Annotated in this window: 16 protein-coding genes and 2 pseudogenes; 8 read left to right on the top strand and 10 right to left on the bottom strand. The window is 65.0% G+C overall.

The annotated features are described in order from the left end of the window. Positions 1-28 precede the first annotated feature (28 nt). From IVA93_RS25820 to ppc, 4 genes are all read left to right on the top strand, one after another. Positions 29-838 (top strand): crotonase/enoyl-CoA hydratase family protein, encoded by an 810-nt coding sequence (locus tag IVA93_RS25820; RefSeq protein ID WP_018456967.1) that lies wholly within the window; start codon positions 29-31, stop codon positions 836-838. Positions 839-966: 128 nt separating this feature from the next. Further along, positions 967-2511, top strand: a complete 1545-nt coding sequence (locus IVA93_RS25815) for an acyl-CoA synthetase (protein ID WP_247363451.1) — start codon at positions 967-969, stop codon at positions 2509-2511. 171 nt (positions 2512-2682) lie between these two features. Beyond that, complete coding sequence (locus IVA93_RS25810) at positions 2683-3087, top strand: YccF domain-containing protein (protein ID WP_018456965.1); 405 nt, start codon at positions 2683-2685, stop codon at positions 3085-3087. Positions 3088-4342: 1255 nt separating this feature from the next. Next, positions 4343-7132: a phosphoenolpyruvate carboxylase gene (gene ppc / locus IVA93_RS25805; protein WP_247789265.1), complete on the top strand. Its 2790-nt coding sequence runs from the start codon at positions 4343-4345 to the stop codon at positions 7130-7132. 52 nt (positions 7133-7184) lie between these two features. Here the strand turns inward: ppc and IVA93_RS25800 are convergent. The 4 genes and pseudogenes from IVA93_RS25800 to IVA93_RS25785 all read right to left on the bottom strand — a co-directional run bounded on the left by IVA93_RS25800 (position 7185) and on the right by IVA93_RS25785 (position 10898). Then, positions 7185-8296 (bottom strand): annotated as a pseudogene (locus tag IVA93_RS25800) (SMP-30/gluconolactonase/LRE family protein). 124 nt (positions 8297-8420) lie between these two features. Next, positions 8421-9335 (bottom strand): SDR family oxidoreductase, encoded by a 915-nt coding sequence (locus tag IVA93_RS25795; protein WP_085352191.1) that lies wholly within the window; start codon positions 9333-9335, stop codon positions 8421-8423. Between the two features lie 5 nt (positions 9336-9340). Further along, the gene (locus tag IVA93_RS25790; RefSeq protein WP_085352192.1) at positions 9341-10480 is read right to left on the bottom strand and encodes a thiolase C-terminal domain-containing protein; all 1140 of its coding nucleotides are present in this window, start codon (positions 10478-10480) and stop codon (positions 9341-9343) included. Positions 10481-10484: 4 nt separating this feature from the next. Then, the gene (locus IVA93_RS25785) at positions 10485-10898 is read right to left on the bottom strand and encodes a Zn-ribbon domain-containing OB-fold protein (protein ID WP_085352230.1); all 414 of its coding nucleotides are present in this window, start codon (positions 10896-10898) and stop codon (positions 10485-10487) included. Between the two features lie 173 nt (positions 10899-11071). Here IVA93_RS25785 and IVA93_RS25780 point away from each other — a divergent pair, with 173 nt between their 5' ends. The 4 genes and pseudogenes from IVA93_RS25780 (at position 11072) to alkB (ending at position 14667) form a co-directional block, all read left to right on the top strand. Beyond that, on the top strand, positions 11072-12421 hold the full coding sequence (locus IVA93_RS25780; RefSeq protein ID WP_085352193.1) for an amidase: 1350 nt from the start codon (positions 11072-11074) through the stop codon (positions 12419-12421). Beyond that, positions 12414-13100, top strand: a complete 687-nt coding sequence (locus IVA93_RS25775; RefSeq protein ID WP_085352194.1) for a DUF2848 domain-containing protein — start codon at positions 12414-12416, stop codon at positions 13098-13100. The genes IVA93_RS25780 and IVA93_RS25775 overlap by 8 nt, the downstream gene beginning before the upstream one ends. Positions 13101-13258: 158 nt before the next feature. Further along, positions 13259-14004, top strand: a pseudogene (locus IVA93_RS25770) (2OG-Fe(II) oxygenase). Positions 14005-14013: 9 nt separating this feature from the next. Beyond that, positions 14014-14667, top strand: a complete 654-nt coding sequence (alkB, locus tag IVA93_RS25765) for a DNA oxidative demethylase AlkB (RefSeq protein WP_198959272.1) — start codon at positions 14014-14016, stop codon at positions 14665-14667. 168 nt (positions 14668-14835) lie between these two features. Here the strand turns inward: alkB and IVA93_RS25760 are convergent, their stop codons facing one another. The 6 genes from IVA93_RS25760 to hpaH form a co-directional block, all read right to left on the bottom strand. Beyond that, positions 14836-16464 (bottom strand): thiamine pyrophosphate-dependent enzyme, encoded by a 1629-nt coding sequence (locus IVA93_RS25760; protein ID WP_247363449.1) that lies wholly within the window; start codon positions 16462-16464, stop codon positions 14836-14838. A gap of 25 nt (positions 16465-16489) precedes the next feature. Beyond that, positions 16490-17359: a fumarylacetoacetate hydrolase family protein gene (locus tag IVA93_RS25755; RefSeq protein WP_247363448.1), complete on the bottom strand. Its 870-nt coding sequence runs from the start codon at positions 17357-17359 to the stop codon at positions 16490-16492. Positions 17360-17362: 3 nt separating this feature from the next. Further along, positions 17363-18346 (bottom strand): 3,4-dihydroxyphenylacetate 2,3-dioxygenase, encoded by a 984-nt coding sequence (hpaD, locus tag IVA93_RS25750; protein ID WP_018456952.1) that lies wholly within the window; start codon positions 18344-18346, stop codon positions 17363-17365. Positions 18347-18412: 66 nt separating this feature from the next. Then, positions 18413-19951 (bottom strand): 5-carboxymethyl-2-hydroxymuconate semialdehyde dehydrogenase, encoded by a 1539-nt coding sequence (gene hpaE / locus IVA93_RS25745; RefSeq protein WP_247363447.1) that lies wholly within the window; start codon positions 19949-19951, stop codon positions 18413-18415. Then, complete coding sequence (locus tag IVA93_RS25740; RefSeq protein ID WP_247363446.1) at positions 19944-20342, bottom strand: 5-carboxymethyl-2-hydroxymuconate Delta-isomerase; 399 nt, start codon at positions 20340-20342, stop codon at positions 19944-19946. The genes hpaE and IVA93_RS25740 overlap by 8 nt, the downstream gene beginning before the upstream one ends. Positions 20343-20372: 30 nt before the next feature. Next, entirely contained in the window at positions 20373-21179 is an 807-nt protein-coding gene (hpaH, locus tag IVA93_RS25735) for a 2-oxo-hept-4-ene-1,7-dioate hydratase (protein ID WP_018456949.1), read from the bottom strand. Between the last annotated feature and the right edge of the window lie 37 nt (positions 21180-21216).

Here is a 21216-nt window from a genome sequence, read left to right as displayed (position 1 = left end):
CAGCCGGGAACCAGGGGAGAATTCATCCATGGAAGAGCGCGTCTCGATCTCGATCTCGGAAGGCGTCGCCGACGTGCGGCTGGTGCGCGCGGACAAGATGAATGCGCTGGATCAGGCCATGTTCGAGGCCCTTGTGGCCGCAACGGATCGGCTTTCGAAGGAAAAAGGCGTGCGCGTCGTGGTGCTGTCCGGCGAGGGCCGCGCCTTCTGTGCCGGTCTCGACATGGGGCGTTTTGCCGCCATGAAGGAAAAGGGGGGTAATGGAATTCCGGGTGGCGAAAATCGCGACCTCACCAAACGCACGCACGGCCAGGCGAATTTTGCGCAACAGGCCGTGTGGGGCTGGCGCCAGCTTCCGGTCCCCGTGATCGCGGCGATCCAGGGCGTCGCCTTCGGCGGCGGCTTCCAGCTCGCACTCGGCGCCGACATGCGCTTCCTCACGCCCGATGCGCGAATGTCGGTGATGGAAATCAAATGGGGCCTGGTGCCCGACATGGCGGGCACGCCGATCCTGGCTTCGCTCGTGCGCGACGACATCTTGCGCGATCTCACCTACACCGGCCGCATCTTCTCCGCGCAGGAGGCGATGGCTTACGGTCTCGCCACGCGCATCTGCGACGACCCGCGCGCTGCCGCGCTCGACGTCGCGCGCGAGATCGCGGGAAAAAGCCCCGATGCGATCCGCGCCGCGAAACGCATGCTCAACAATCTCTCGGTCGATCCGGGCCCCGCGCTACTCGCCGAGTCCGTCGAGCAGCAGAAGTTGATCGGCAGCGCGAACCAGACCGAGGCGGTGCGTGCCAATCTCGAGAAGCGCGCCCCGAAGTTTGCGGATTAGCGCAGACCTCATCCCGAGGAGCCGCGAAGCGGCGTCTCGAGGGATGGGCCACGGGCTCTCATGGTTCGAGACGGCGCCTTGCGCCTCCTCACCATGAGGGGCAACTTCAACAACAAAGAAAAACAACAATGAGCGAAACCTCAAATTTCCTCGGCATCGTCTCCGGCGGGCGCAGCCGCTCCCATGCCGAGGTCGCTGATCGTGCCGACCGCATCGCGAGCGGTCTCAGCCAGATCGGCGTCAGGCAGGGCGATTGCGTCTGCATGCTGATGCGCAACGACATCGCCTTCATCGAAGCCGCCTATGCCGCCATGCGGCTGGGCGCCTACGGCGTGCCGATCAACTGGCACTTCAAGCCCGAAGAGATCAACTACATCCTGAACGACACCGGCACCTCCGTGCTGATCGGCCATGCCGACATGCTGCATGCCTTGCGCGATGCGATACCCCAAGGCGTCACCGTGCTCAGCGTTCCGCCGCCGCCGGAGATCCTGTCCAGCTACAAGATCGATCCCGATCATCTGAAGACGCCGGCCTTCGCGATCGATTTCGAATCCTGGCTCGCAGAGCACCAGCCCTATGACGGCCCGGTCGTGCCGCAGCCCATGAACATGATCTACACCTCGGGCACGACAGGCCACCCCAAGGGCGTACGGCGCAACGCGCCGACGCCGGAGCAGGCGGCTGCCGGCGAGCGCATGCGCGCGATGATCTACGGGCTCAAGCCCGGCGCCCGCACGATCCTGCCGGGCCCGCTCTATCACTCCGCGCCGAACTCGTTCGGCATTCGCGCGGGAAAACTCGGCGGCGCACTGGTGCTGATGCCCCGCTTCGAGCCCGAGGAATTTCTCGAGCTGATCGAGCGCTACAAGATCGACACCATCTTCATGGTGCCGACCATGTTCATCCGCCTGATGAAGCTGCCGGAGGAGGTGCGCAAGCAATACGACGTCTCCTCGCTCCGCCACATCATTCACGCCGCAGCACCCTGTCCGGCGGACGTCAAGCGCGCCATGATCGAATGGTGGGGGCCGGTGATCTATGAATTCTACGGCTCGACCGAATCCAGCGCCGTCACCTTCGCGACCTCCGAGGACGCGCTGAGGAAGCCCGGCACCGTCGGCAGGATTTCGCCCGGCGCCGAGCTGCGCTTCATCGGTGAGGACGGACGCGTGCTGGGTGTAGGCGAGATCGGCGAGCTCTACTCGCGCATGGCCGGGATGGCCGATTTCACCTACCACAACAAGCCGGAGAAGCGCGCCGAAATCGATCGCGCCGGCTTCATCACCTCCGGCGACGTCGGCTATATCGACGAAGAGGGCTACGTCTTCATCTGCGACCGCAAGCGCGACATGGTGATCTCGGGCGGCGTCAACATCTATCCGGCCGAGATCGAGTCCGTGCTGCACGCGGTGCCCGGCGTGCATGATTGCGCGGTGTTCGGCATCCCCGATGCCGAGTTCGGCGAAGCGCTGATGGCGGTGGTCGAGCCGCAAGCCGGCGTTACGCTGGATGCCGCCGAAATCCGCACCCGCCTGAAGGCCTCGCTTGCCGACTACAAGGTCCCAAAGCACATCGAGATCCGCACCGGGCTGCCGCGCGAAGACTCCGGCAAGATCTTCAAGCGGCGCCTGCGCGATCCCTATTGGGAGCAGGCGGGGCGGAAGATCTAGCGGTGCGTAGCCCGGGTGAGCGAAGCGATACCCGGGATAACAACCAGTAAGAAACGGATGTCGCTTCGCTCATCCGGGCTACACGAGCACGCGAATACGTGAGCGGCTTTATCGATCGCAACCTCGCGCATCGTGCTATACTCACGGGATCATCGACCTTCGGATCATCCCATGGCTCCCGTTTCCATCCTGCTCAACCTGCTCTGGATTCTCATTGGCGGCGCCTGGATGGCGCTCGGCTGGCTGGTCGCCGCGGTCATCATGGCGGTCACCATCATCGGCCTGCCCTGGGCGCGGGCGGCGTTCAATATCGCCGTCTACACGCTGATGCCGTTCGGCTCGCGGGCGGTCAGCCGCTATGAGGTCACCGGTGTCGAGGATGTCGGCACCGGCCCGCTCGGGGTGATCGGCAACATCATCTGGTTCGTGCTCGCCGGCTGGTGGTTGGCGCTCGGCCACCTCTTCACCGCCGTGGCCCTCGCGATCACCATCATCGGCATTCCCTTCGCCTGGGCCCACCTCAAGCTCGCCGGCATCGCGCTCTGGCCGATCGGCAAGGTGATCGTGCCGGCTTAAGGCAAACTCGTAGGATATCCTACGCCTCCGCAATGCGTCACATTTCATTGCAACTTTTTCCCGGCTTCATTGTTGACTAGCGGGAGCGAACGCGGCCGCAATGTGCCGCGGCTGGCCCTTGGTTCATTCTTATCGGGAGGCGATTGCATGAAGTGGCTTTGCTTGGTGGGCTTTGTGGCGGGGGCCGTTGCTTTGACACCCACACCTTCTGCTTCGGCGATGCCCGTTGCCAAGCCGGACACACTGGGCGCGTCTCAGACTGACACCATCGAGGTCAAGGGCGGCCACGGACATGGCGGTGGCCACGGGTGGGGTCATCGCGGCGGCCGTGGTCATCATTACGGCTGGGGCAGAGGCCGAGGCCATCACTATGGCTGGCGGCACCATCACCACTGGTAAGCGTCACTATTGTCCCGAGATTGGAGTCGGGTGGCCGCTCAATGCTTCCGACCCACAATCCCTCGCGTTGCCCGACGGGCAAAACCCGCCACATGCAGGTCAATCGATCGGTTCTCCAATATTCTGATTGACCGAATTTGCGTCTTCGGGTAAACCGCAAGATATTCCGGCCCGCTAAAAAGGGCGTTTCGCGATCGTCACGATACGTGAGCCGGAATGCGATGGACGCGGCAGCGCCGGCGCGTGACGAGGTGGCAGGGCGGGCTACGCCTGTGAGCCATCGCGATCCGCGCGAACGACCCGGCGCGGTCACAGCGTTTCTATTCGACTTCGGGGGCGAGCACGCGCGAGCTTCCGGATGTCCGGGGAGGGACGTCCGCGGACGGCAAAAGCGTGTGGTCCTGACGCCCGGGGTCTGTGCGTCAAGGCTTGCGGTGATGTGCGGCCCGACCGGGTGCGCGCATCGATCATCTGCAAGGCGACGGGGGCAATAGTGCGTCGCTCCCCGGGGAGAGCGCGCCATAAGCCGTAAACCATTGCGCAGGGAAGGCCGGGATGTTCCGGCATCACCTGTGGTCACCCCCGCGTGCGTCTTTCGCGTGCGGACCCTGGGTGCCAGCCGGCGCCCGGCCTTCCCTGCGCCCTTTCTTATCGATGAGGGCGAAACGGACAGCAAAACTCGGGCCCCTGCGCCGCGAGACCGCGGACGTGTGCGCGCGCCGTTCAGCAAGGCGCATTTCTCCCATGATCGGTGATGTTGCCGCGCCGCCCCCAACTTCATCTTGCGCTGCGGCAAAAAACTTGCACACTCGGCTGAGCCGGGCAGCCAAGCGAGCTCGAACAGCGGAGCGAGCCAATGTCCCTCCAGACCATATCATCCGACACCGCCGATCAGCGCCCCAACCGCCCCGAGGACGTCCAGGCGATGGAGGCGGACGCGCGGCTGCGGGACGACATCCGCCTGCTCGGGCGCATTCTCGGCGACACGGTGCGCGACCAGGAGGGGCCGGAATTGTTCGATCTGGTCGAGCGCATCCGCCAGACCTCGATCCGATTCCACCGCGACGAGGACCGGCTCGCCCGCCACGAGCTCGAGCAGATCCTCGACAGCATGTCGACCTCCGAGACGGTGCGGATCGTCCGCGCCTTCAGCTATTTCTCTCACCTCGCCAACATCGCCGAGGACCAGAACAACATCCGCCAGATGCGCGCCAACAAGGGCGGCGGCTCCGGCGTGCTGGCCGAGACGCTCGCCCATGCGAGGGCTGCGGGCATCGGTGCCGATGCCCTGCGCAACTTCTTCAAGAGCGCGCTGGTCAGCCCGGTTTTGACGGCGCATCCGACCGAGGTCCGCCGCAAGAGCACGATGGACCGCGAGATGGAGGTAGCTAGCCTGCTCGATCGTCGCGAGCGCGTCGCGCTGACGGCGGAGGAGGCCGCCGCCAGCGACGAGCAGCTCCGCCGCGAGGTGCTGACGCTGTGGCAGACCAATCTGCTGCGCCGGACCAAGCTCACCGTGCTCGACGAGGTCGCCAACGGCCTGTCGTTCTATGATTACACGTTTCTCCGCGAGGTGCCGCGGCTGGTCAACGCGCTGGAGGACCGGCTGGAGGAGGGCGGCGAGCAGGCGGCCGGCGAGCTCGCCTCGTTCCTGCGCATGGGCAGCTGGATCGGCGGCGACCGCGACGGCAATCCCTTCGTCACCGCCGACGTGATGCGCGGCACGCTGCGGCTGCAGTCGAGCCGGGTGATGCAGTTCTATCTGAATGAGCTGCACGTGCTCGGCTCGGAATTGTCGATCGCGGCCCATCTCGCCGACGTCTCCGAGGAGCTGCGCACGCTGGCGGAGCGCTCGCCCGATACCTCGCCGCACCGGAGCGGCGAGCCGTATCGTCTTGCGGTCTCTGGCATCTATGCGCGCCTGACTGCAACGGCCGAAATGCTTCAGGTCGAGATCACGCGCCGGCCGGTCGGCAAGGGCGCGCCGTATGACAGCGTCGGGGAGCTCAAGGCCGATCTCGACGTGCTGCACCGCTCTCTGATCTCCAACAACGCCGGCGTCATCGCCCGCGGCCGGCTGCGGCTGCTGCGCCGTGCGGTGGACTGCTTCGGCTTCCATCTGGCCCGGCTCGACATCCGCCAGAACTCGGCCGTGCACGAGCGCACCATCGCCGAGCTGATGGACGCCGCCAACCCCGGCATGTCCTATCTCGCGCTCGGCGAGGACGCGCGCATCTCCCTGCTCACCAACGAGCTGCGCTCGACGCGCTCGCTGGTGTCGCCATTCGTCAAATACAGCGACGAGACCATGGGCGAGCTCAACGTCTTCCATGCCGCAGCAGAAGCGCATGCGAAGTTCGGCTCGGACGCCATTCCCCAATGCATCATCTCGATGTGCAAGGGCATGTCCGACATGCTCGAGGTCGCGGTGCTCCTGAAGGAGGTCGGTCTCGTCCATCCCTCCGGGCGCAGCGCGATCAACATCGTGCCGCTGTTCGAAACCATCGAGGATCTGCAGGCGTCTTCCAGCATCATGGACCGCATGCTCTCGCTGCATGATTACCGCCGGCTGGTCGACAGCCGCGGCAGCGTGCAGGAGGTCATGCTGGGCTATTCCGACTCGAACAAGGATGGCGGCTTCGTCACCTCGGGCTGGGAGCTCTACAAGGCCGAGATCGGCCTCGTCGACGTGTTCGAGCGCCACGGCGTGCGCCTGCGTCTGTTCCATGGCCGCGGCGGTTCGGTCGGCCGCGGCGGCGGCCCGAGCTACGATGCCATCATCGCCCAGCCCGGCGGCGCGGTGAACGGCCAGATCCGCATCACCGAGCAGGGCGAGATCATCTCGTCGAAATATTCCAACGCCGAAGTCGGCCGCAGCAATCTGGAGATCCTGGCAGCCGCGACGCTGGAAGCGAGCCTGTTGCATCCGCGCCAGAGCGCGCCGCGCCGCGAATATCTGACCGCGATGGACGAGCTTTCAAGCCTGGCCTTCAAGGCCTATCGCGGCCTCGTCTACGAGACCGACGGCTTCGTCGATTATTTCTGGGCGTCCACCGTCATCAACGAGATCGCGACGCTCAACATCGGCAGCCGCCCGGCCTCGCGCAAGAAGACCCGCGCGATCGAGGATTTGCGGGCGATCCCCTGGGTGTTCTCCTGGGCGCAATGCCGCCTGATGCTGCCCGGTTGGTACGGCTTTGGCAGCGCCGTCGAGCAATGGATCGCGGAGCATCCCGACAAGGGCATGCCGTTCCTCAAGGAGCTCTACAAGGAATGGCCGTTCTTCCGCATGCTGCTGTCGAACATGGACATGGTGCTGGCGAAAAGCTCGATCGCGATCGCGTCGCGCTATGCCGAGCTCGTGCCCGACGAGGCGCTCCGGGAAAAGATATTCGGCCGCATCCGCCGCGAATGGCATTCCTGCATCGAGACGCTCTTGGACATCATGGGCCAGGACCGCCTGCTGCAAGGCAACCCGCTGCTGGAGCGCTCGGTGCGCCACCGCTTCCCCTATCTCGACCCGCTGAACCACGTGCAGGTCGAGCTGCTGAAGGAGCACCGCGCGCAGAACCCGGACGAGCAGGTCCTGCGCGGGATTCAGCTGACGATCAACGGGATTTCGGCGGGATTGAGGAATACGGGGTAGAGACATGGTGAGTGGCGAGTGGAATCCATTCGCCACTCACCATTCGCTGCACTCAACAGAAATGCGCGCCCTGCGTCTCCACATACACCGCATAGAGCGACTGGCTCGCGGTCATGAACAGGCGGTTGCGCTTCTTGCCGCCGAAGCAGACGTTGGCGCAGGTCTCGGGCAACAGGATCTGCCCGATGCGCGCGCCGTCGTTTGGCGCGAACACCTGCACGCCGTCATAGCCGGGGCCGACCCAGCCGGCGCCGACCCAGATGTTGCCTTCGGTGTCGACGCGCAGGCCGTCGGGGAAGCCTGATTTGCCGTCGAGCGTCATGTCGATCAGCTTCTTCGGGTTCGAAAGCTTCGCCCCATCGATGTCGTACGACCACACCACGTTCTTGGCTTCAGGATAATGCGTGATGCCGGTGTCGCAGACATAGAGCTTCTTGTAGTCCTGACTAAAAGCGATGCCGTTCGGCTTGAACGGCTCGTCGGCCACCTTCGCGACCTGGCCGCTCTGCGGATCAATGCGATAAACCGCTTCCTTCTGATGGGGCTGCAGCGAGCCGGTATTGGCAAGCTTGCCCTCGTAGATACTGATCGCGCCGTAGCCGGGATCGGTGAACCAGATCGCCTTGTCGTTGGGATGCACCACCATGTCGTTGGGGCCGTTGAGCGGCTTGCCGCCGGCCTGCTCGGCCAGGGTCGTCACCGAACCGTCGTGCTCGTAGCGGACGAGCCGGGTGCGCTCGGCACTGAGCTGGCGCCCCTCGGTGTCGAACGAGTTGCCGTTGGCCTCGTTCGACGGCTTGTGGAACTGCTCGGAGATGTGGCCGTCGTCATCGAGGTAGCGCAGCTGCCGGTTGGCGGGGATGTCACTCCAGACCAGATATTGCCCTTGCGCATTCCACGCTGGCCCTTCCGCCCACAGGCAGCCGGTATAGAGCCGCTTGATTGCGGTGTTGCCGACCTTCGCCTTGAAGCGCTTGGGATCGATGGCAATGATGTCAGGATCGGATAGCGCTGCGGCTCGGCATTGGCGCCGAAGTCGCGGGCGTCCGCGCGTGAGGCGAGCAGGGCGGATGCGGCAACGGTCGCGGCGCCCTTGAGGACCGTGCGGCGGGCGAGGCCGCTGCCTGCAGTCGTGTCGTCGGAGTCGGTCAGCATTCTTGTCATGGTTTCCTCCCAAAGTTGGGAGGAAATGATCCGCCAGCAATCGGGCGTAAAGCGGAGCGATCTCCGGACAAGGCAGCCGGAGATCGCAGAGCAGGAATGCCGGAAGTGCGGCTCGACGGGATCCTTACACGGGATCCCACGGGAAGATGTCGGCGGAGCGGTCGAGCTTGTAGAATGATCCCTTCAGCGCCGGCATGCCGTGTTCCGCGATCGATTGCGGCGTCCAGCCCTCGCTCCGGTGCACCGAGCGCAGCGGACGGTTCTGGCTGAACAGGAACAGCTCGTTCATGCGCGCGCCGAAGATCTGCCCGGACACGTCCTTGGCGGCATCGGAGAGCAGATAGGCGCAGACCGGCGCGATCTTCTCCGGGCCCATCTGCTTGATCTTCTCGACGCGCGCCTTCTCGGCTTCGGTCTCGGTCGGGATGGTCCCGATCATGCGGGTCCAGGCGAACGGCGAGACGCAGTTGGAGCGAACGTTGAAGCGGCCCATGTCGAGCGCAATAGACTTCGACAGGCCGACGATGCCGAGCTTGGCGGCGGCGTAATTGGCTTGTCCAAAGTTGCCGATCAGGCCGGAGGTCGAGGTGAAGTGCACGAACGAGCCGGACTCCTGCTCGCGGAAAATCCGTGCCGCGGCGTGGCTGACGTAGAACGAGCCCATCAAATGCACCTTGATGACGGCCTCGAACGCTTCCACGCTCATCTTGTGGAAGATCATGTCGCGCAGGATGCCGGCATTGTTGACCACGCCGTCGAGCCGGCCGAAATGATCGGTCGCGGTCTTCACGATCCTGCTGGCGGGGATGGCTTCGGCCACCGACTCGAAATTGGCGACGGCGGTGCCGCCGCGCTTCTTGATCTCCTCGACCACTTCCTCGGCGGGCGCGGCGCTGGTGCCAGCGCCGTCCGCGGCGACGCCGGGATCGTTGACGACGACCTTGGCGCCCTCGCCGGCGCAGAGCAGCGCGATTTCGCGCCCGATGCCGCGGCCTGCGCCGGTGACGATGATGACCTTGTCTTGCAGTGATTTCGTCATGTGGATTACCTCTCGTTCGTAAACACGATCGTGCCCGACGCGGCGAACATGCCGCCGACGCCGTGACACACCGAAATCTTCGCGTTGGCGACCTGCGCCGGCGCGATACCGCGCATCTGCCGCACGCTCTCCTGGAGCGCGTACATGCCGTACATGCCCGAATGCATGTAGCTCAGGCCGCCGCCATTGGTGTTGAGCGGCAGCTTGCCGCCGGGCCGCGTGTTGCCGTCGGCGATGAACTTTCCGGTGTCCTCGTGCGGCATGAAGCCGAGGTCGCCGAGGCCGAACAGCGGCAGATGCGCAAAGGCGTCGTAGATCATGAGATGGTCGACGTCCTTATGCGCGATGCCGGCCTCCTTGAAGGCGAGGGGCCCCGCGGTCTTGAACGCGCGCGAGGAGTTGAACGTCTCCATCTGGCTGACCATCGGCGTCTCCACGCTCTCGCCGGTGCCCATGATGTAGACGGGCTTGCGCGGAAAATCCCTGGCACGGTCCGCCGAGGTCAGGATCAGCGCGCCGCCGCCGTCGGTGACGAGGCAGCATTGCAGCAGGCGGAACGGATAGGCGATCATGCGCGAGTTGAGGACGTCCGCGACCGTGATGGGATCCTTCATCATCGCGCGCGGATTCTTCGCCGCCCACTCCCGCTGCACCACTGCGACCGAGGCGAGCTGCTCGTGCGTGATGCCATAGGTCTTCATGAAGCGAAGCACGGGGATCGGGAACATGCTGGGCGGGCCGTAGACACCGAACGGCGCCTCGAACTGGCCTTGCAGGCTGTCGGCAGGAATCGAGCGCGGTGCCTTGCCGATCATCGACTTGCCGCTCTCGGCATGGGTGATCAGCACCGTCTTGCACAGGCCGGCCTCGATCGCTGCGGCGGCATGGCGGACGTGCAGCATGAAGGAGCAGCCGCCGACCGAGGTGCCGTCCACCCAGGTCGGCTTGATGCCGAGATAGTGGCAGACCTGCTGCGGCGTTTCGACGGCGGTGGCGAAACCATCGATGTCGGACAGCTTCAGCCCGGCATCGGCAATTGCATTGAGCGCCGCATCCGCGTGAAGCTGGAGCTGCGAGGCGTTGGGGATGACACCGAGCTCGGTGGTCTCGGCCGCGCCGACGACGGCAACCTGATTGCTGCGCATGGGCTTACCCCTTCGCCGGACGGAATACGGGAAGGGTGATCTTGTCGTCGAGCGCCTCGAAGGCCACCTCGAGCTTCATGTCGAGTTCGAGCGCCTCCGGCGTCTGCGGGCAGTCGATGATGTTGCTCATCATCCGCGGTCCCTCTTCGAGCTCGACTACCGCAATCGCGTAAGGCGGCGTGAAGCCGGGCGCGGCGGGACGGTGGTTGATCACGTAGCTGTAGAGAAAGCCCTTGCCGCTCGCCTTGAAGATGCTGACCTTGCGCGAGGCGCAGGACGGGCAGAACGGGCGCGGCGGGAAATAGACATGCGCACAGGCGTCGCAGCGCTGCAGGCGCAACTCGCTCGCCTTGGTGCCGTCCCAGAAATGCTGGGTCTCCGGCGTCGGTTTCGGTCGCGCGCGATGCGGTTCGGCCATCTCGGCAGGTCCTCCCAAGGCCAAGCGAAGCCCGGCTGTTGCGATCTTGATGCGACAATCGACCATGGCGCGTCAACGGTCCAGCAATGCGCATGCATGCCATCATGCGCACAATGCTTGTGTCGAAGTGAGGCAGCGCTATACATTGCGCGCAAATATTCCGTGAGACAGACATGCCCGATTTTTCGACACTGAAGAAGCTCGCCGAAGACCTCGAAAGCGGCCGCACCAGCTCCCGCAAGCTGGTCGAGGCTTGCATCGCCAAAATCGCCGATCCGGCCGGCGAGGGGCAGCGTACCTTCATCCATGTGGACAGGGACGCCGCGCTTGTGGCGGCGGATGCGATGGACGGTTTGCGCAAGGTGAAGGCGGCGCCGTCGCGCTACGCCGGTATCCCGGTCTCGATCAAGGATCTCTTCGACATCAAGGGCCAGGTGACGCGCGCCGGCTCCCGCGCGCTTGATGATTCCTCGCCGGCCGAGCAGGATGCCCCCACGGTAGCGCGGCTGCGCAAGGCCGGCTTCGTCGTGATCGGGCGCACCAACATGACCGAGTTCGCCTATTCCGGCATCGGCATCAATCCGCATTACGGCACGCCAAAGGGCGCCTGGAACCGGGCCGAGGGCCACGTGCCCGGCGGTTCGTCCTCGGGTGCCGCGGTCTCCGTGCTCGACGGCATGGCGCATGGCGCGCTCGGCACCGACACCGGCGGCTCCTGCCGGATTCCGGCGGCCTATAACGGCATCGTCGGCTACAAGCCGACGCAGCGGCGCGTGCCGCTCGACGGGGCTGTGCCGCTGTCGTTCTCGCTCGACAGCATCGGGCCGCTGGCACGATCGGTCAGTTGCTGTGCCATTCTCGATGCCGTGCTCGCCAACGAGCTGATCGGCCCGCTGAAGCCGCGACCTGTCAAGGGCATGCGGCTGGCGGTGCCGACCACGATCGCGCTCGATGACCTCGACGCGGCTGTGGCCGGGACATTCGAGCGTGCGCTCAAGAGCCTTGCCGATCACGGCGCGATCATCGAGCGCATGGAGATGGCCGAATTCCACGACATCGGACCGATGAACGCCAAGGGCGGCTTTGCGGCTTCCGAAAGCTACGCCTGGCACCGCTACCTCCTCACATCCAAGGGTGACGTCTACGATCCCCGAGTCTCCGTGCGCATCATGCGCGGCGAGGCGCAGAGCGCGGCGGACTACATCGATCTTCTCCACGAGCGCCGCTCGCTGATCGCCCGCGTCAATGCGCGGATCGCGCCCTATGACGCGCTGGTGCTGCCGACCACCGCCAACACGCCGCCGAAAATCGCCGATCTCGCCGACGACAAGGAGTTCACCAGGGAAAACCTGCGGGCGCTCCGCAATTGCACCCTGATCAACATGATCGACGGTTGCGCCATCTCGCTGCCGGCGCATCGCGAGGGCGAAATTCCCGTCGGCCTGATGCTGGCGGGCGCGGGCGGATCGGACCGCCGTATCTTCGAGCTTGCTGCCGGCATGGAGGCCGTAATTCGTGTTTGACCTGACCTTCACCGTTGACGCCCAGGACACCACCACGCCGCTGACGCTGGCGATCGACCAGATGGTCATCGCCGGCTGGACCGGCCGCGATCCGGTCGCGCGCGACAAGCACATTGCCGAGCTGCAGGAGATGGGTATCGCGCCGCCGGCCTCGACGCCGATCTACTACCGTGCCTCGGCGCGGCGGCTGACGCAGGAGGACAGCATCGAATGCACCGGCGGCGATTCCTCCGGCGAGGTCGAGTTCGTGCTGATCGGCTGGCAGGGTCGCATTTTCGTCGGCTGCGGTTCCGACCACACCGACCGCAAGGTCGAAGCCTACAACGTCACGGTGTCCAAGCAGATGTGCGACAAGCCGATCGCATCCACCGTGTGGGAGCTCGAGGACGTCATCGGCCATTGGGACAGGATGATCCTGCGCTCCTGGGCCACGATCAAGGGCGAGCGCGTGCTCTACCAGGAGGGCACGCTCGACGCGATGCTGCCGGTCGTCGACCTCATCGCGCGTGGCTTCGACGGTGGGAAATTCCCCGACGGCTGCGCTATGTTCGGCGGTACGTTTGCGGCGAAGGGCGGCATCCGTCCCGCCGATCGCTTCGATTTCGAGCTGGAGGACCCCGTGCTGAAGCGCACGATCAAGCACGGCTATGACGTGGTGACGCTGCCGGTGCGGGGCTAAAGTCTCTCCTTCGTCATTGCGAGGAGCTCTTGCGACAAAGCAATCCAGACTGGTTCCGCGGAGGAATTCTGGATTGCTTTGCTCCGCTCGCAATGACGGGGAGAGAGACGGAAATCGGGTGGTAGAGGACGGGGCGGTCCTGCGAAGGTCAGAGAGCCATGACAGCAACAGCACGCAAATCGCCTCAATCCCCGTCAGCGGATACTGCCGCCCATGTCGATGCCCTCGACTGGCCGCAAATCACCGGCGAGCTCGACACCCACGGCTCCGCCGTCCTGAAGGGCCTGCTCACGCCGGAGCAGTGCCGCGCCGTCGCCGCGCTCTATCCCGACGACACCAACTTCCGCAGCCGTATCGTCATGGGCCGCCACGGCTTTGGCCGCGGCGAATACAAATATTTCTCCTATCCGCTGCCCGATCTGATCGCGCAGTTGCGCCCGGCGCTCTACGCGCATCTCCAGGGCGTCGCCAATCGCTGGAACGAGGCGATGGGGATCGACATTCGCTACCCGCCACTCACGCCGCGTTCCTGAAACGATGCCACGAGGCAGGCCAAACGCGGCCGACGCCGCTGCTGTTGCAATATGAGGCCGGCGATTTCAACTGCCTGCATCAGGATCTCTATGGCGAGCACGTGTTCCCGCTCCAGGTCGCGATCCTCTTGTCCGAGCCGGGACGCGATTTCACCGCCGGCGAGTTCGTGCTGACCGAGCAACGCCCGCGCATGCAGTCCCGCGCCGAAGTGGTTCCGCTCGCGCAGGGCGACGCCGTTGCCTTCGCTGTGCATCATCGTCCAGTGCAGGGGACACGCGGCACCTACCGCGTTAATCTCCGCCATGGCGTCAGCCGGATTCGCTCTGGCCAGCGCTACACGCTGGGTGTGATCTTTCACGATGCGAAATAAACGCTGCCGCTGATGGGGGATTTGTTCGATAATGTCGCCGAAGCTCAGCCGTCGCGCGAGAAGATCGCCGACGGCGCCGTGCTGCTGCGCGGCTTCGTCAAGCCGATCGAAAGCGAGTTGATCGATGCGGTGCGCGCCATCGTGGCGCAGTCGCCGTTCCGGCGCATGACCACGCCCGGCGGGCATCTGATGTCGGTCGCCATGACCAATTGCGGCGAGCGCGGCTGGATCACCGATCATACCGGCTATCGCTATGATCCCATCGACCCGCGGACCGGGGCGCCGTGGCCGGCGATGCCACCCGTGCTCCGCGATCTCGCCCGCCGCGCGGCGGAGCAGGGCGGCTTTAATGGCTTTGCGCCCGATGCCTGCCTCGTCAACCGCTATGAGCCTGGCACGCGGCTGTCGCTGCATCAGGACAAGGACGAGCTGGATTATTCGGCGCCGATCGTCTCGGTCTCACTTGGGCTACCTGCGACCTTCCTGTTCGGCGGCCTGGCACGCAGCGACAAGCCGCGCCGCTTCCGCTTGGTGCATGGCGACGTCGTGGCCTGGGGCGGCCCTAGCAGGCTGGCCTATCACGGCGTCGCGCCGCTCGCCGACGGCGAGCATGCGTTGCTCGGCCGCAAGCGGGTCAATCTGACGTTCCGCAGGACGCGCTGATCTTCCTTCTCCCCTTGTGGGAGAAGGTGCCTTCCCGAAAGGGAAGGCGGATGAGGGGTCTCCATCCGCGGAGACAGCCCCTCATCCGTCTCGCCGCCGCTGCGCGTCAGCGATCCACCTTCTTCCGCAAGGGGAGAAGGAAAGAGTTCCGGAACGACGATGCTTCGTTTACGGCTTCGGCGGGTGAATGAACGCCCACGGGCTGCCTTCCGAATCCCGCGTCACTTCCACCGAGATCAGATAAGGCCCGCCATGGGCCAGCGCCTTCTCCATCGCCGCCTTGAACTGGTCAGGCGCGGTGACGCGCGCGGATGCGACGCCAAAGGACTCTGCAAGCTTGACGAAATCCGGATTGACCAGATCCGAGGCCACCACGCGGCCGTCGAAGCGCTCGCGCTGGTCGCGGCGGACATTGCCATAGGCGTTGTTGTTGAACACCAGCGTCACCACGCCGATGTTGAACTGCACGGCGGTGGCGAGCTCCTGCACGCCGAACATGAAGCCGCCGTCGCCGGTGATCGCCACCACCGGCTTTTCGGGATTGGCGACCTTGGCGCCGAGCGCGGTCGGGAAGCCCGAGCCGAGCGTGCCCTGATAGCCGGATGTGATGAAAGTGCGCGGCTCGTAGATCGGGAAGCCGTACCAGGAGGCGAAGCCGAACTGGGACAATTCATCGGTCACGATCGCGTTCGCCGGCAGCACCTCGCGCAGGATGTTGAGATACGCCATCTGCGGCTGGATGCGCTGGATCTCGGCTTGTGCCGTCGCAGTCGCCTCGCGGATCTCTCCCCGCCGGCCGCTGGTCCTGGCATAGCCGGCCTTCGTCACGGCTGTGACGAGATCGGCCGTGCCGGCTTTGGCGTCGGCGACGATAGCGACATCGGAGGCAAGCCGGCGCATCTCGGCTGGATCGATGTCGACACGAATGGATTTCAGCCCCTTCGGCTGATACGGCCAGCGGAAACCCGATGCCGGCAGCTCGGCGCGAGTGCCGATTGCGATCATCAAATCGGTTGTCGGCCACAGCTTGTAAGCTGCCGCCATGGTCAGGCCGAGCTCATGCGCGTTGGAGACGATGCCGCGGCCGCTGCGGAAGGCGACGACAGGGGCGTCGATCATCTCGGCGAGTTCGAGAATCTCCTCGCGCGCCTCGATCGCGCCGCTGCCGACGAAGATCATCGGCGCCTTGCTGTTCCTGATCAGCGCGGCCGCTTGCTTGATCATGTCAGGGTCGGGCTGCGGCGCGGGCAGCGGCTCCAGCACTTGCGCAGCCGCGGTGTCGGCGCGCTGGGTGAAGACGTCCCAGGGCATCTCGACCGAAGCGGGGCCACGCCGTCCGGACGTCATCTCCTGGAAGGCGCGCGCGACGGTGGTCGGCGCGTTGCCGGGATATTCGATCCGATCCGCCCATTTCACATAGGTGCGCAAGGTCGCGAGCTGGTCCGGCATCTCATGCAGATGGCCGCGGCCCTTGCCCAGAAACTGCATCGGCACCTGGCCGGTGACGCATAGCACCGGCTCGTTGCAGCCGAACGCGGTGAGCAGCGCGGCGCTAGCGTTGAGCACGCCGGGGCCGGGCACCACGCTGAACACGCCGGGCCTGCCGCTGGAGCGCGCATAGCCGAACGCCATGTAGCCGCAGGCCTGCTCGTGCCGCGCGCCGATCACCTTGAGCTGCGCCTGGTGGAAGGCGTCGAACAGGCCGTAGACCTGCGCGCCAGGCAGGCCGAACACGGTGTCGACGCCGTGGGCGACGAGGCCGCTTACGATTGCTTCGCCGCCGGTGAGGGTGGTCATGGCACTATTCCATTTCAATCGGTGTTCAGGCTTCGTCGACGACGCCGTTGCGTAAGGTTCCGATGCCCTCGGCTTCGACCTCGACGACATCGCCAGGCTTCAAATAGCGCGGCGGATCGAACCGTGCCCCGGCGCCGGTCGGCGTGCCCGTGACGATGATATCGCCGGGAACGAGCGTCGCGAAGGTCGAGATATAGCTGATGAGATAGCGGAACGGAAACATCAATCGGCTGGTGCGGTCGTCCTGCCGCAGCTCGCCATTGACGTGCGTGGTGAGGCGGATGTCGGCGACCTGCGATTCCTGCGTGTAGGGCACCAGCCACGGGCCGAGGCTGCCGCTGGAATCGAAGTTCTTGCCCTGCGTGACGTTGAACTTGGCATGGCGCAGCCAGTCGCGCACCGAGCCTTCATTGCAGAGCGTCAGCGCGGCGACGTGATCGAGCGCCGAACTTTCCGGAATGTGTCGGCCTTGCTTGCCGATCACCAGCACGATCTCGCCTTCATAGTCGAGCTGCGCGGAGGCGCGCGGGCGCACCAGCGGCGTGTCGTGGCCGACGAAGGAGCGCGGCGAGCGCATGAACATGCTCGGATATTTCGGCGCGTCCTGGCCGTCCTTGTACTCGGCATTGCGGTCGGGATAGTTGACGCCGATGCAGATGATCTTTTCCGGCGCGGGCACCGGCGGCAGCCAGATGATGTCGCCGAGTGTGTGATCGGGCGTGCGGCCGGCAGCCTCTTCGGCGAGGCTCGCGAGCTTTCCCGCCGCGATCACCTCGCGCAGCGTCGGATAGTCCTTGGCGTGGCGCGCGGAGAGATCGACAATGCCGCCGTCAACGACGGCGCCGTAGCTGACGGCACCCTTGACGGAATAGGTGGCGAGGCGAGGGAGTGTCATTGCTTAATCCGCCACCAGCACGTCGGCCACGAACTTCGGCTCGCGCACGGCTTGCCCGGCGAACGGCGAACCCTGCTCGAACCACGAGCGCGGGGCCGGCGCGCCCCACAATGTCTGGCGGCGCGGATCGCGCAGCGACCAGCGCAGCGGCTCGTGGTCGTGATCGCCGGTGAAATAGTCGCTGGTGTAGAGCTCGAGACGGTGTCCATCGGGGTCGCGGACGTAGAGAAAGAATGCGTTCGAGATGCCGTGGCGCCCGGGGCCACGCTCGATGTTCTTCACGAAGCCCTGCGAGGCCATGACGTCGCAGAGGTGGATGATGTTCATCGCCGTCGGCGTCCAGTAGGCGAAGTGGTGCAGCCGCGGGCCCTTGCCGTTGGTGATGGCGAAATCGTGGACATTGCCCTTGCGATGCATCCAGGCCGCGGCTATGCGCCCGTTCGGCCCGTCCTCCTCGGCGTATTCGGTGAGGCGAAAGCCGAGCCGGGCATAGAATTCGACGGTGTCCTGCACCTCGGCGGCGAACACGTTGAAATGGTCGAGCCGCTGCGGATGGCAACCCCTGTAGAGGTCGTAGCGGCGCAGCAGATGCGGCCGCCGGTCCATCGACGCATATAGCTCGATCTGGAAGCCGAACGGATCGGTGAACTGCAGCGTGCGGCCCTGGAACGGCTGATCGACGAAGGCGTAGCCAAGGCCGTTCTCGGACAGGAACTTCGCAGCCTTGTCGAGATCCCCGTCGTTGCCGACCTTGAAGCCGAGGCGGTTGCAGGCAGGCGCGGCCGCCTTGCGCAACACCAGCGAGTGATGCTGATGCTCCTCGGCGGCGCGCAAGTAGACGACCTTGTCGTCGGCGTCCTCGACATGCAGGCCGACAACGCTTTCATAGAACTCGCGGCTGAGCTTCAGGTCGGTGACGTCCAGCACGGCGTGGCTGGAGCGGATGATGTTGAACGGCGGCTCGAAGATATGTTGCGGTACGGGCATTGCGTTTCCCCTCTCTAGACCCAGCCATTCCTCGTTGGCGCTCCGCGCGCCGAGGAACCGCGGGCGTTAGATTCCCAGCTTCTGAATCTTATGCGTGCCCCGCGCCAGCGAGACGTGCTTGGTTTCCATGTAGAAATCGAACGAGTAATCGCCGCCGTCGCGGCCGATGCCGGAGGCCTTCATGCCGCCGAACGGCGTCGGCAGATGGCGGACGTTTTCCGAGTTCAGCCAGATCATGCCGGCTTCCAGCGCATCCGCGACACGCAACGCGCGGCCGACATCGTTGGTCCAGACATAGCCGGTCAGGCCGTAGCGGATGTCGTTGGCGATCTCGATCGCGTCTGCTTCGTTCTTGAAGGGCAGCACGGTGAGGAAGGGGCCGAACACCTCTTCCTGCGCCACGCGCATCTTGCCGTGTGCGCCGGTCACCAGGGTCGGCTCGACATAATATCCGCCGCCCGGGCCATCATAGGCCTTGCCGCCGACGGCAATCGTCGCGCCGTCCTGGCGTGCGACGTCGAAATAGGAGCAGACCTTCGCGAGATGACGTTCGTGGATCAGCGGCCCGATCTCGGTGGCGGGATCGAGGGGATGGCCGACCTTCAGCGCTTTCACCCGTGCGGTCAGCTTTTCGACGAATTTTTCGGCGATGCCGGCCTGGATCAGCAAGCGGCTCGACGACGTGCAGCGCTCGCCGTTGAGCGAGTAGATCATGAACACGACCGCATCGAGCGCGCGGTCGAGATCGGCGTCGTCGAACACGATCACCGGGTTCTTGCCGCCGAGTTCGAAATGCACGCGCTTCAAGGTCGGCGCGCCCTGAACCATGATCGCCGAGCCCGTCGAACTTTCGCCGACGAAGCCGATCGCCTTGATGGCGGGATGCTCGGTCAATGCCTTGCCGGCCTCTTCGCCAAAGCCATGTACGGTATTGAGCACGCCGTCGGGCACGCCGGCTTCCTTGACGAGCTTCGCAAGAATGGCCGCCGTGACCGGCGACCACTCCGCCGGCTTGTGCACGACGGTGCAGCCGGCCGCGAGGGCAGGGGCGATCTTCCAGGTCGAGAGCATGAACGGCGTATTCCACGGCGTGATCACGCCGACCGGGCCGATCGGCACGCGCGTCGAGACGTTCCAATGCTCGTCGCTCGGTGTGTTCTGGCCGTCGCGCGCCTCGCCGCATCTGTCGGCGAAGAAGCGGAAATTCTCGGCGGCGCGGATCGCGGCCTTGGCCATGAAGCGATAGGCCTGGCCGGTGTCGATGCATTCGAGCACCGCGATGTCCTCGGCATTGTCCTCGATGGCGTCGGCCACGCGATGCAGCAGCTTCTTCCGCATCGCCGGCCCCATGTCGCGCCAGGATTTGAAGGCGAGTGCGGCAGCGGTGGCGGCGCGATCGACATCCTCGGCATTGCCGCGGGCGACGCTCGCCAGCGTCGCGCCGTCGACCGGCGATTTCGTCTCGAACGTCTCGCCGGAGATCGACGGCACGATCTTGCCGTCGATCATGTGGCCGATACCGTCGGCACGCAGCGTCTTCAGCAGCGGTGCGATGCGGTCGCGATTGGCCTGGAATACGTCGGTTTTCGGCGTGGGCTTATCCATAGGCGGCCTCCGCTTTCAGGGCGTCGTGGATGTTGTTGCGCTTCCAGCTCGTATCCTTGTCGTTGATCTGCATGTCGAACGAGAGCGCGAATTTCGAGCTTGCGAAGACGGGATCAAGATGGCGGGAGAGCGCCTGGAAGATTTGTTCGCCGGCTTTCTTGCGGGTTGGCAGATCGCGGCCTTCGCCGATGCGCAGCACCATGTCGAGAAAGCCGTAATCCTGCCGCGCGTCCGCAATCGCATAATGCTCGCATCTGACGGCGCGGACGCGGATGCCGCCGAGCGGGAAGATGCCGGTCTCGACCGCGGCCTTGCGCACCACCTCGCACGCCGCGCCGATGTCGAGGCGGTCGTCGAGATTGGCCGAATATTCGATCGTGAAATGCGGCATCGCGGTTTCACTCCCTGTCTTTTTGGTCGTCTAAGCGAAGTAGCAGCTCACCGAGCCGTAGGCGCCATAATCGGCTTGAATTGTGTCGCCCTTGCGGGTCTCGATCGGACGGATGAAGGAGCCGGCGAGCACGATTTGCCCGGGCTCAAGCGCAAGGCCGAGCGGTGCGATCTTGTTGGCGAGCCAGGCGACTGCAGTCGCGGGATGATTGAGCACGCCGGCGGCAAGGCCGGTCTCTTCCAGCTGGCCGTTCTTGAAACAGAGCGCGCCGATCCAGCGCAGGTCCGCGTCCAGCGGGCGGATCGGCCGTCCGCCGAGCACGATGCCGGCATTGGCAGCGTTGTCGGCAATGGTGTCGAAGATCTTTCGGGTCGCCTTGGTCTGGGGATCGACGCGCTCGATCCGCGTGTCCAGAATCTCCAGCGCCGGCACGACGAAGTCGGTGGCGTTGAGCACGTCGAACAGCGTGCAGTCGGGGCCCGCGAGGCGCTTGCTCATGACGAAGGCGAGCTCGGCTTCCACGCGCGTCGCGATGAAGCGCTCCGTCGGGACGAGGCCACCATCGGCGAAGAACATGTCGTCGAGCAATACGCCGGAATCCGGCTCGTTGATGCCAAGCGCGCTCTGCATCGCCTTCGAGGTCAGGCCGATCTTGTGTCCCCGGACGATGCGCCCCTCGGCGACCTTGACGTCGACCCAGGCCTTCTGAATCGCGTAGGCGTCAGCGATGCTGATGTCGGGAAAGTCCTGCGAGAGCTGCCGGATCTGCGTACGGGTCTTTTCCGCGTGGTGCAGACGGTTCGCACAAGCTCGGATATCGTCGTTTGAAAGCGCCATGTGTAATCTTACAAATCGTCGTGCCGGAAGATACTTA

Source organism: Bradyrhizobium sp. 155, assembly GCF_023101105.1.
In the GTDB taxonomy this organism is placed as follows: domain Bacteria; phylum Pseudomonadota; class Alphaproteobacteria; order Rhizobiales; family Xanthobacteraceae; genus Bradyrhizobium; species Bradyrhizobium canariense_D.
Note: the sequence above shows the minus strand (reverse complement) of the source record. Positions and strands in the feature narration are given on the sequence as shown.

Bases quoted from the DNA above. Each gene is read 5' to 3' on its own strand.
- IVA93_RS25810 (WP_018456965.1), top strand. From the start codon at position 2,683: ATGGCTCCCGTTTCCATCCTGCTCAACCTGCTCTGGATTCTCATTGGC.
- IVA93_RS25780 (WP_085352193.1), top strand. From the start codon at position 11,072: ATGCCCGATTTTTCGACACTGAAGAAGCTCGCCGAAGACCTCGAAAGC.
- IVA93_RS25820 (WP_018456967.1), top strand. From the start codon at position 29: ATGGAAGAGCGCGTCTCGATCTCGATCTCGGAAGGCGTCGCCGACGTG.
- ppc (WP_247789265.1), top strand. From the start codon at position 4,343: ATGTCCCTCCAGACCATATCATCCGACACCGCCGATCAGCGCCCCAAC.
- IVA93_RS25790 (WP_085352192.1), bottom strand. From the start codon at position 10,480: ATGCGCAGCAATCAGGTTGCCGTCGTCGGCGCGGCCGAGACCACCGAG.
- hpaE (WP_247363447.1), bottom strand. From the start codon at position 19,951: ATGGATAAGCCCACGCCGAAAACCGACGTATTCCAGGCCAATCGCGAC.
- hpaH (WP_018456949.1), bottom strand. From the start codon at position 21,179: ATGGCGCTTTCAAACGACGATATCCGAGCTTGTGCGAACCGTCTGCAC.
- IVA93_RS25815 (WP_247363451.1), top strand. From the start codon at position 967: ATGAGCGAAACCTCAAATTTCCTCGGCATCGTCTCCGGCGGGCGCAGC.
- IVA93_RS25760 (WP_247363449.1), bottom strand. From the start codon at position 16,464: ATGACCACCCTCACCGGCGGCGAAGCAATCGTAAGCGGCCTCGTCGCC.
- IVA93_RS25795 (WP_085352191.1), bottom strand. From the start codon at position 9,335: ATGACGAAATCACTGCAAGACAAGGTCATCATCGTCACCGGCGCAGGC.
- IVA93_RS25755 (WP_247363448.1), bottom strand. From the start codon at position 17,359: ATGACACTCCCTCGCCTCGCCACCTATTCCGTCAAGGGTGCCGTCAGC.
- hpaD (WP_018456952.1), bottom strand. From the start codon at position 18,346: ATGCCCGTACCGCAACATATCTTCGAGCCGCCGTTCAACATCATCCGC.
- IVA93_RS25740 (WP_247363446.1), bottom strand. From the start codon at position 20,342: ATGCCGCATTTCACGATCGAATATTCGGCCAATCTCGACGACCGCCTC.
- IVA93_RS25785 (WP_085352230.1), bottom strand. From the start codon at position 10,898: ATGGCCGAACCGCATCGCGCGCGACCGAAACCGACGCCGGAGACCCAG.